Genomic DNA, 8,226 nt, shown 5'->3' with positions numbered 1-8,226 from the left:
GAACCCTTATATAGAAAGGCATTTAGCGATTTTTGTCAATTGTTTTTGCTCTAGAGCGAACTAATCAATTAAGTCTCTTGCCAGATAAGGATTTAGTCGATTTATGCCCCCCTATCGAACCATACCAAGTAACGAAGAACCAAATTTATCCCACTTTCCGCACTTCTTAACATTCAATTGATAATTTTTACTAATATTTTGCTTAAAACCCATTGCTAAGTAGTCGTGCAAAATTAATTTCCTAGTCGAGACAGGAGACAGGAGACTCCGAGACAGGAGACGGGAGACGGGATACAGCTATTAGGGATCGGATTTGAGTTTTCAGTTCACTGTTTCCTCACATCAGAAGTCTGACGGAGTAGTGGCTTAGATGTGTAATTAATTGTGCCTAGATACTTAGTAGGGACTATAGCTACAATGATTGATTTTGATCAAGGTGAAGAATTGTAATTTTTTTTCTCAGAAAAAATCAATTATTGAAAATGTTCTCAATAGTAGTTTCTACAATGAAGCTTTTTCGTCAAAACATCTTGGGGAATGTAAAAATATATAAAAGTATATGAAGATGTGCGGAATGTCGGATTTATCGTCGGCTACTTATAGCGTTTCTCATCAAGACGAAGTGTAAACTGATTTGGTATCGACTGCTGACAACCGACTCCCCAAAAGGAAAACTTCCTGCTATAAAAAGAGCAGAAGAGGTCATGGTTTCTAGGTTATGCTTGTTAAAGGTATCTTTCTTATCCTACACTTGTAACATCAATCTGTTTAGTATTTGGGAGAAAAAAATTACGCGGACAGGGGAGATGGGGAGATAGGGGAGTGGGGAGACCACTTCGTGCGCGTTGCGGGGGGAAGTGGCGAGAAAGATTCGAGCATTTATACTAAAATCTAAGATAGCCGGTTTAATATCGTCTCAGGGATCAAAACTAAAGCGTAGAATAGAGAAAATATGTGGACTTTTATTGATTTATTTGCCGGTGTAGGAGGATTTAGAATCGCCCTAGAGAATCTCGGTTGTCAATGCGTTTTTTCCTCGGAAATCGATCCTCACTCCCAAAAGGTTTACTTGGCTAACTATGGTCATTTACCCGATAATCAAGACATCAGAAAATTAGAGACAAAAACTGTCCCCGATCATGATATACTCTGTGGCGGGTTTCCCTGTCAAGCGTTTAGTATCGCCGGCAGAAAACACGGTTTTGAAGATGCACGCGGAACCTTATTTTTTGAAGTTGCCCGGATCCTACACGAAAAGAAACCGAAAGCTTTTATCTTAGAAAATGTCCAGGGTTTAGTCCACCATGATCGAGGTAAAACTTTAAAAACTATTTTAGATATACTGGAAAAGGATTTGCATTATTTTGTCCCTAGTCCCCAGATTTTAAATGCCAGATATTTTGGGGTTCCTCAAAACCGTCCCCGAATTTTTATCGTCGGTTTTCGAGAGGATTTAAATATTTACCATTTTTCCTATCCTCAACCAACCCATCAAGAAACTTGTCTCAAAGATATTCTAGAAGAAAAGGAAGTCAGCGTTAAATATTATCTCTCTAATCAGTATTTAGAAACTTTGTTTAAACACAAAGCTAGACACCAACATAAAGGTAATGGTTTCGGTTATGAGATTATTTCTCCCGATGGTATCGCTAATGCTATTGTGGTGGGAGGTATGGGAAAAGAAAGAAATTTAGTTATCGATCAAAGACTGACTAATTTTACTCCCGTTACTCGCATTAAGGGAGAAGTAAATAAATTATTCGTCCGCAGAATGACCCCCAGAGAATGGGCAAGATTACAGGGATTTCCCGATAGTTTTCAGATTGTTGTCAGCGATGTCCAAGCTTATAAACAGTTCGGTAATTCTGTGGCTATTCCCGTGGTAAAAGCAGTGGCAAAAGAGGTGATTAAAGCTTTAGATTTATCCAGAGATTCTCAAGAAAATATCTGCATTCAAGACCTACAGGGGAGACAATTAGAACTATTGTCAATCTGAGGAACAATAACAATTTTTTCTAGGGTTTTGGGTATATTAAGAATAGTTATTATTTGATCAATATGATCGCTGTTTATGCTCGACTCTCACTGGATTAACAGTGGACTTGTTACATAAGTGGGTGGGTGGAATTAAATATAAGATGAACGTAGGTTGGGTTGAAGCATGAAACCCAACGCCCGCATGGGTTACGCTACCGCTAACCCATCCTACAAATAATTGTGCCTCCCTACTTAATTAATTTTCGAGAGTTCAAAAATGAGAAAAATAGGCATGAGACAAAAATAAAAAGAGCAAAAGAGGTGATGGTTTCGCCGGTTGTGCTTGTTAAAGGTATCTTTCTTATACTACACTTGTAACACCAATAGGTTTTAGTATTCGGGAGAAAAAATTATGCGGACAATCACACGCACCACCACTACCGATATGGAAGTCACCAGCATTCGTCTGGAAAGAGTCCTCAAAGACAAGCTGAAAGAGATTTCCGGCAATCAAGGTTATCAAGCACTCATTCGCGATGTCTTATGGAATTTCGTTCAGCAAAAATCAGGAGATTATCGACCTCAGTTTTGTGCCACCGATATAAGGGCAGTATTTAACGCTACAGCTAGAAAAAATGAGATTTGCGCTCTTACAGGCAAGTTAATCCCCGCTAATGAAACAATGTTGTTAGGTTTGACGATCTATGGCGATCTAGTTCCGTTGAGTATGGATAGTTATCCCAATTAAATTAAAATAAGTTTGACTAGGGTGGGGCAGAATCCAGTATAGTTAGTCCTCACCCAAGGGAGATGGGAAGTGGGAATTATAAATTATAAATTATGAATTATCAATTGAGAGGTGGGGAGTTTTTTGCTGTAAACAGTCAACTGATAACTGATAACTGATAACTGATAACTGATAACTGATGACTGAAGCGATTTTACGAGTGGTTTTAATCAATCCGCAAATTCCGCCAAATACGGGGAATATTGCCCGTACCTGCGCCGCAACGAGGACAGAATTGCATTTAGTTGGTCCCTTGGGTTTTGAAATTAGCGATCGCTATCTGAAGCGCGCCGGCTTAGATTATTGGCCTTATGTAAAACTTATGTACCACTTGACAGTTGATGACTTCTGTGCTTATCAACAAAAGAGCGGCGGAAGGGCGATCGGGTTTACTGTGCGCGGCAGCAGTAGTTATGTGGAATACAGCTATCAAAGCGGAGATTGGCTACTTTTTGGCAGTGAAACCGACGGTATTCCGGCAGATTTATTAAATCAATGTGATCATACAGTTTATATTCCCATGGCGGAACCGGGGGTGAGAAGTTTAAATCTTTCCGTTAGTGTGGCAATCGGATTATTTGAGGCCAGACGACAATTGGGATTTATTCGTTAGCGGGACATTTAGCTTATAAACAGAGCAAATAAACTGAATTGACCAAAAAATTAGAAAATTGCTTTTATTTAGCTGATTTTTGCCCGTAGCGGTAAAAATGCGATCGCCGTCAATTTTGTCCGTAATAACAGCAAGAAATTATGTGGATTATCCTAGAGCAAATTAATTGTTGCTCCTTTCTAATCCCATAATTTATTGAAAATAAAAAGGCAAGATGAGGCTCATGAATATCTTCGACCTTTCTCCCAATACTTTTCGCAATTTACAGCTTTTTAATCGGCAAAAATCCAGCTCTGGCTTAACTCAAGTCGAGATGTTAGTTACCCTAATTTTATTAGGAATTCTCTTAACTCTTGCCCTTTCTGTTTATCATCGTTTAATGGCTTGGATTCGCTTAAATATCGCCACCTTTGAAATATCACAACAGTGGAAACATACCCGTTATCAAGCCACAGGAGAAGGTTTTCATCCCCTATCTTTGTGCATGGCAGCAAGTGAAACAGAACAGATTAAAGTGGCAAAAGTACAAGGAGACGAATGTGAAAATGTCACCGATTGGACTCCCATCACTCGTGGTGTTAGCATCGATACTGATAATTCTACCCTACGCCGAGTTAGTGGACCTGTCGGTAATCAAGGGACAATTTATCGCGCTAGTTGGGCCGATACAAAGGGGGGGTTAGGGGGTTCTTGGGGACAGTTAGGCAGAATTACTTTAGTTGCTTCCGGTACACCCGACAAACGCTGTTTATTTTTATTCCGTGTTGATGGTAGTTGGGATATTCGTCAAGATGATAGCTGTGTGGGTTAAAGCTGATTTAAAACTAGGGAATCAGGCGATCGATTTGTTGAGCTAAATCAAAATCTAAGTTACTTAAACCTCCCACGTCATGGGTAGTGAGGGAAAGAGTAACGCGATTGTAATTGATGGTAATATCAGGATGATGACCTAGGAATTCAGCTGGAGTAACTAAGCGATTAACAAAAGCGATCGCTTCGATAAAATTGTTAAATTTAAAAGTTTTTTCAATCCGTTGATCTCGTAACTGCCAACCCGGGATAGTCTGTAATTGTTGAGAGATTTCTCGATCGGATAAACGAGTAGCGGGTAAAGAGAGGACTAATTGACCAGTTAACCCAATCATGAAAGCGATCGCTATTGCTAAGAATTGGTTCAACATTGAAGACGCTGCCGTAGTTGTGGTGAGCGGAAAAAGTGATCGATCGGGAGAGCATAATGTCGAGAGAGCCACGCTCAAAAATCGACAATTCTGACCGATAGCTTTTCTGAGGGGAAACTTAGACGGTTTTCAGTCCGTCTGGGAGTACACTAGAAAATACCCATTTATTCCATCGAGCCGTTCATGATTATTTCCGTCGTAGCACTGAAGGGAGGGGTCGGGAAAACCACCACATCGATTCATCTGGCCGCCTATTTTCAGGAAAAAGCACCCACCTTATTGATCGATGCGGATAAAAATCGTTCGGCTCTCCATTGGTCCCGGGAAGACACCCTTCCTTTTATGGTAGCGTCCCAAGCTGGAGCGACGGGACTGGTGAAACAATACACTCATATTATTGTCGATACCCAGGCCCGGCCGGAGCCAGACGAGTTAAAAGATTTAGCTCAGGGCAGCGATTTATTAATCCTACCCACCACTCCCAATCATCTCGATATCGATGTCACGATTAAAGCGGTAGAATTGCTGTCCAAGATGACCGATAATTATCGAGTTCTTTTAACCCAAGTGGATTCACGGACAAAAACAGGACGAGAAGCGCGGAAAGCTCTAGAAGAAGCAAAATTACCCGTATTTAAGCGAGAAATTCCCCGTTTAGTTGCTTTTGAACGAGCGGCCGAAAAGGGAGTCATCGTCAAAGATTATCCCGACCCCCGGTCGAATTTCGGTTGGCTTTGTTACCAAGCGGTCGGTAAAGAAATTTTGGCCCTAATGACATAAATTGTTAAAAAAGTTAATATTAATATTTGTGTCATTTTTCCCCAAAAAGATACTTAATCTGCATGGGGACTTTTTGTAATCTTCCGTTAAGCGTTCACTCCTAAATCGGTAAAGTCTGAGACAATCAAAAAAGTCTGACTGTAGGAGAACCCTCTATGAAATTGGCCTATTGGATGTATGCGGGTCCCGCTCATATTGGCACTTTAAGGATCGCCAGTTCCTTTAAAAATGTTCATGCTATCATGCACGCTCCTCTGGGAGACGATTATTTTAACGTCATGCGCTCGATGTTGGAAAGGGAGCGTAATTTTACCCCCGTCACTGCTAGTATTGTCGATCGTAATGTTTTAGCCCGGGGTTCCCAAGAAAAAGTCGTCGATAATATTGTTCGCAAAGATCGCGAAGAAAGTCCCGATTTAATCGTTTTAACCCCCACCTGTACCTCCAGCATTCTCCAAGAGGATTTACAAAACTTTGTCGAAAGAGCGCGACAGGATGCCGAGGGGGATGTGCTGCTGGCCGATGTCAACCACTACCGCTATAATGAACTACAAGCGGCCGATAAAACTCTCTATCAAATTATCAAATATTATCTCGATAAGGCCCAGAGAAAGGGGGAAATTATCTCGCAGAAAACCCCTAAACCTTCGGTTAATATTATCGGTATTACCACCCTCGGTTTCCATAACCAACATGATCGCACGGAATTAAAGCGGTTAATGGCAGATTTGGACATTGAAGTTAACGAAATTATTCCCGAAGCTGCCTCGGTGGACAACTTAAAAAATCTGCCCCGCGCTTGGTTTAATCTGGTTCCCTATCGAGAGGTGGGATTAATGACAGCCAAATATCTCGAAAGCGAATTCGCTATGCCCTACGTTGATATTACCCCCATGGGAGTAGTGGAAACAGCGCGCTGTATTCGCAAAATCCAAGAGGTAATTAATCCCCAAGGTGCAGCAGTAGATTACGAAGATTTTATCAATGAACAAACTCTGCATATCTCCCAAGCTGCTTGGTTTTCTCGTTCCATTGACTGTCAGAATTTAACGGGCAAAAAAGCGGTGGTTTTTGGTGATAATACCCACGCAGCCGCTATGACAAAAATTCTCGCCAGAGAGATGGGAATCCATGTGGTTTTAGCGGGTACTTATTGCAAGTATGACGCGGATTGGTTCCGGGAACAAGTGAGTGAATATTGCGATGAAGTGTTAATTAGTGATGATAATGGGGCGATAGGAGATGCTATTGCTCGGTTGGAACCTGCGGCGATATTTGGTACTCAAATGGAACGTCATGTGGGCAAACGTTTAGATATTCCCTGTGGAGTAATTGCCGCACCTATTCATATCCAAAATTTCCCCCTCGGTTATAAACCTTTCTTAGGTTACGAAGGCACTAATCAGATCGCCGATTTGGTCTATAATTCCTTTACTTTGGGTATGGAAGATCACCTATTAGAGATATTCGGTGGTCATGATACAAAAGAGGTAATTACTAAAGGTATCTCGGCAGATTCTGACCTAAATTGGAATAAGGAAGCGACGGCAGAATTACAGAAAATACCCGGTTTTGTGCGGGGGAAAGTTAAACGAAATACCGAAAAATTCGCCCGGGAGCGAGGTATTGGTGAAATAACTTTAGAGGTAATGTATGCGGCTAAAGAATCCGTAGGAGCTTAATTATTTCTTGGGGCTGAAAGTTAACAGCATTCAGCCCTTTTTTTTAGTTATTTACTTAATCCCTTAAGTATTCTTTCTTCTACTCCTTTCCCCTGAATTAACACTCCAAATCCTCCTAAACCAGTGGGATTGATTAATTGATGTAAGGCATCTCGACGCTGAAATATAGTTAATATATCGATTTTTCCTTGAGAAAGTTCCTTTAATCTATCCCCTAATCCCAAAGCCATTAAAAATAATCCTTGCTGAGTAAAACCGAGATTTTTTAAGCCTAATTTCTCCCCTTGACGTTGTAAAGCAGTAAAATCCACATGAGTGGTAATATCTTGTTCTCCCACCCACAAATAAGGATGATCATGACGCTGGTGTTGTCGATAACATTGTAGGGTTCCTTGACTTCTTTGGGGATGATAATATTTTTCGGCAGTGTAACCGTAATCTATGGTTAAGATATAACCTCGATCGAGTTTCCGATTAACGGTTTCTAACCAGTCTAAAGCTAATAAGTTTACCTCGGTTTGATAACCCTCCCGATAAAGTGGTGAAGGAATATTTATCCCCACTAAATCAAAATAGTCTTTGATTCTGTCAGTAGATAAATCTGCGATAATCTCCTGAAAAGGTTCCCCCAATCCCAGATAAATTTCTCGCAATTCTCCCGACTCGATCACAACTCGATGGACAGGAAAAGCATCGATTAACTCATTACTAAACACACAACCCACAAGGGAATTATCGGCTAAATCCGGCCAACTTTGCCAAGATACCGGGGAATATCCCGCTAAAGTTGCCTGTTGTCTTTCCCTGAGTTTCTGAGATTGTTCGATAATTATATAACTGAGATTTTGATAAAAATCAGCATAGCTATCACTTAAATAATCAAGGATATCCTTCGCTAAAATTCCCGAACCTGCTCCCACTTCCACTAAAGTAAATCCAGGCGAATTACCTAAAAATTCCGCCATCTCGACAAATTGCTCTGCCAACAATTGGCCAAAATCTGCCCCTAGAGACGAGGAAGTAAAAAAATCTCCTTTTGAGCCAATTTCTACTTTTCCAGCGGTGTAATAGCCATAATCGGGGTGATAAAGAGCTAAATCCATCCAGCGCTCGAAGCTAATTCGACCCGCTGCTGATTGTTTAATTTCCTCGCCGATGATTGCTTCTAAATTCATCTTGATCAGGGAATTATGAATTATGAATTAT

General features: G+C 40.8%; 8 protein-coding genes. 6 read left to right on the top strand and 2 right to left on the bottom strand.

The window, feature by feature from the left end:
* Nucleotides 1-952: 952 nt before the first annotated feature.
* The 4 genes from O9295_RS17775 to O9295_RS17760 all read left to right on the top strand — a co-directional run bounded on the left by O9295_RS17775 (nucleotide 953) and on the right by O9295_RS17760 (nucleotide 4,188).
* Nucleotides 953-1,996 (top strand): DNA cytosine methyltransferase, encoded by a 1,044-nt coding sequence (locus O9295_RS17775; RefSeq protein WP_288034236.1) that lies wholly within the window; start codon nucleotides 953-955, stop codon nucleotides 1,994-1,996.
* 393 nt (nucleotides 1,997-2,389) lie between these two features.
* Nucleotides 2,390-2,725, top strand: a complete 336-nt coding sequence (locus O9295_RS17770) for a hypothetical protein (RefSeq protein ID WP_079209262.1) — start codon at nucleotides 2,390-2,392, stop codon at nucleotides 2,723-2,725.
* Nucleotides 2,726-2,903: 178 nt separating this feature from the next.
* Entirely contained in the window at nucleotides 2,904-3,377 is a 474-nt protein-coding gene (locus O9295_RS17765; RefSeq protein WP_288034235.1) for a tRNA (cytidine(34)-2'-O)-methyltransferase, read from the top strand.
* A 223-nt stretch (nucleotides 3,378-3,600) separates the two neighbouring features.
* Complete coding sequence (locus O9295_RS17760) at nucleotides 3,601-4,188, top strand: prepilin-type cleavage/methylation domain-containing protein (protein WP_190720244.1); 588 nt, start codon at nucleotides 3,601-3,603, stop codon at nucleotides 4,186-4,188.
* A gap of 13 nt (nucleotides 4,189-4,201) precedes the next feature.
* Here O9295_RS17760 and O9295_RS17755 read toward each other — a convergent pair whose 3' ends face one another.
* Complete coding sequence (locus O9295_RS17755) at nucleotides 4,202-4,558, bottom strand: 4a-hydroxytetrahydrobiopterin dehydratase (protein WP_288034234.1); 357 nt, start codon at nucleotides 4,556-4,558, stop codon at nucleotides 4,202-4,204.
* 183 nt (nucleotides 4,559-4,741) lie between these two features.
* Between O9295_RS17755 and O9295_RS17750 the strand changes: the two genes are divergently transcribed.
* Both O9295_RS17750 and bchB read left to right on the top strand, forming a co-directional pair.
* Nucleotides 4,742-5,338 (top strand): nucleotide-binding protein, encoded by a 597-nt coding sequence (locus O9295_RS17750; RefSeq protein ID WP_079209259.1) that lies wholly within the window; start codon nucleotides 4,742-4,744, stop codon nucleotides 5,336-5,338.
* Nucleotides 5,339-5,493: 155 nt separating this feature from the next.
* Nucleotides 5,494-7,020, top strand: a complete 1,527-nt coding sequence (gene bchB, locus O9295_RS17745) for a ferredoxin:protochlorophyllide reductase (ATP-dependent) subunit B (RefSeq protein WP_190720241.1) — start codon at nucleotides 5,494-5,496, stop codon at nucleotides 7,018-7,020.
* Nucleotides 7,021-7,067: 47 nt separating this feature from the next.
* Here the strand turns inward: bchB and O9295_RS17740 are convergent, their stop codons facing one another.
* Nucleotides 7,068-8,195: a class I SAM-dependent methyltransferase gene (locus tag O9295_RS17740; protein WP_288034231.1), complete on the bottom strand. Its 1,128-nt coding sequence runs from the start codon at nucleotides 8,193-8,195 to the stop codon at nucleotides 7,068-7,070.
* Between the last annotated feature and the right edge of the window lie 31 nt (nucleotides 8,196-8,226).

The sequence above is a fragment of the Microcystis sp. LE18-22.4A genome, from assembly GCF_027531105.1.
Classification (GTDB): Bacteria; Cyanobacteriota; Cyanobacteriia; order Cyanobacteriales; family Microcystaceae; genus Microcystis; species Microcystis aeruginosa.
The sequence above is the reverse complement of the archived record's forward strand: the minus strand, read 5'-3'. Positions and strand labels throughout refer to the sequence as shown.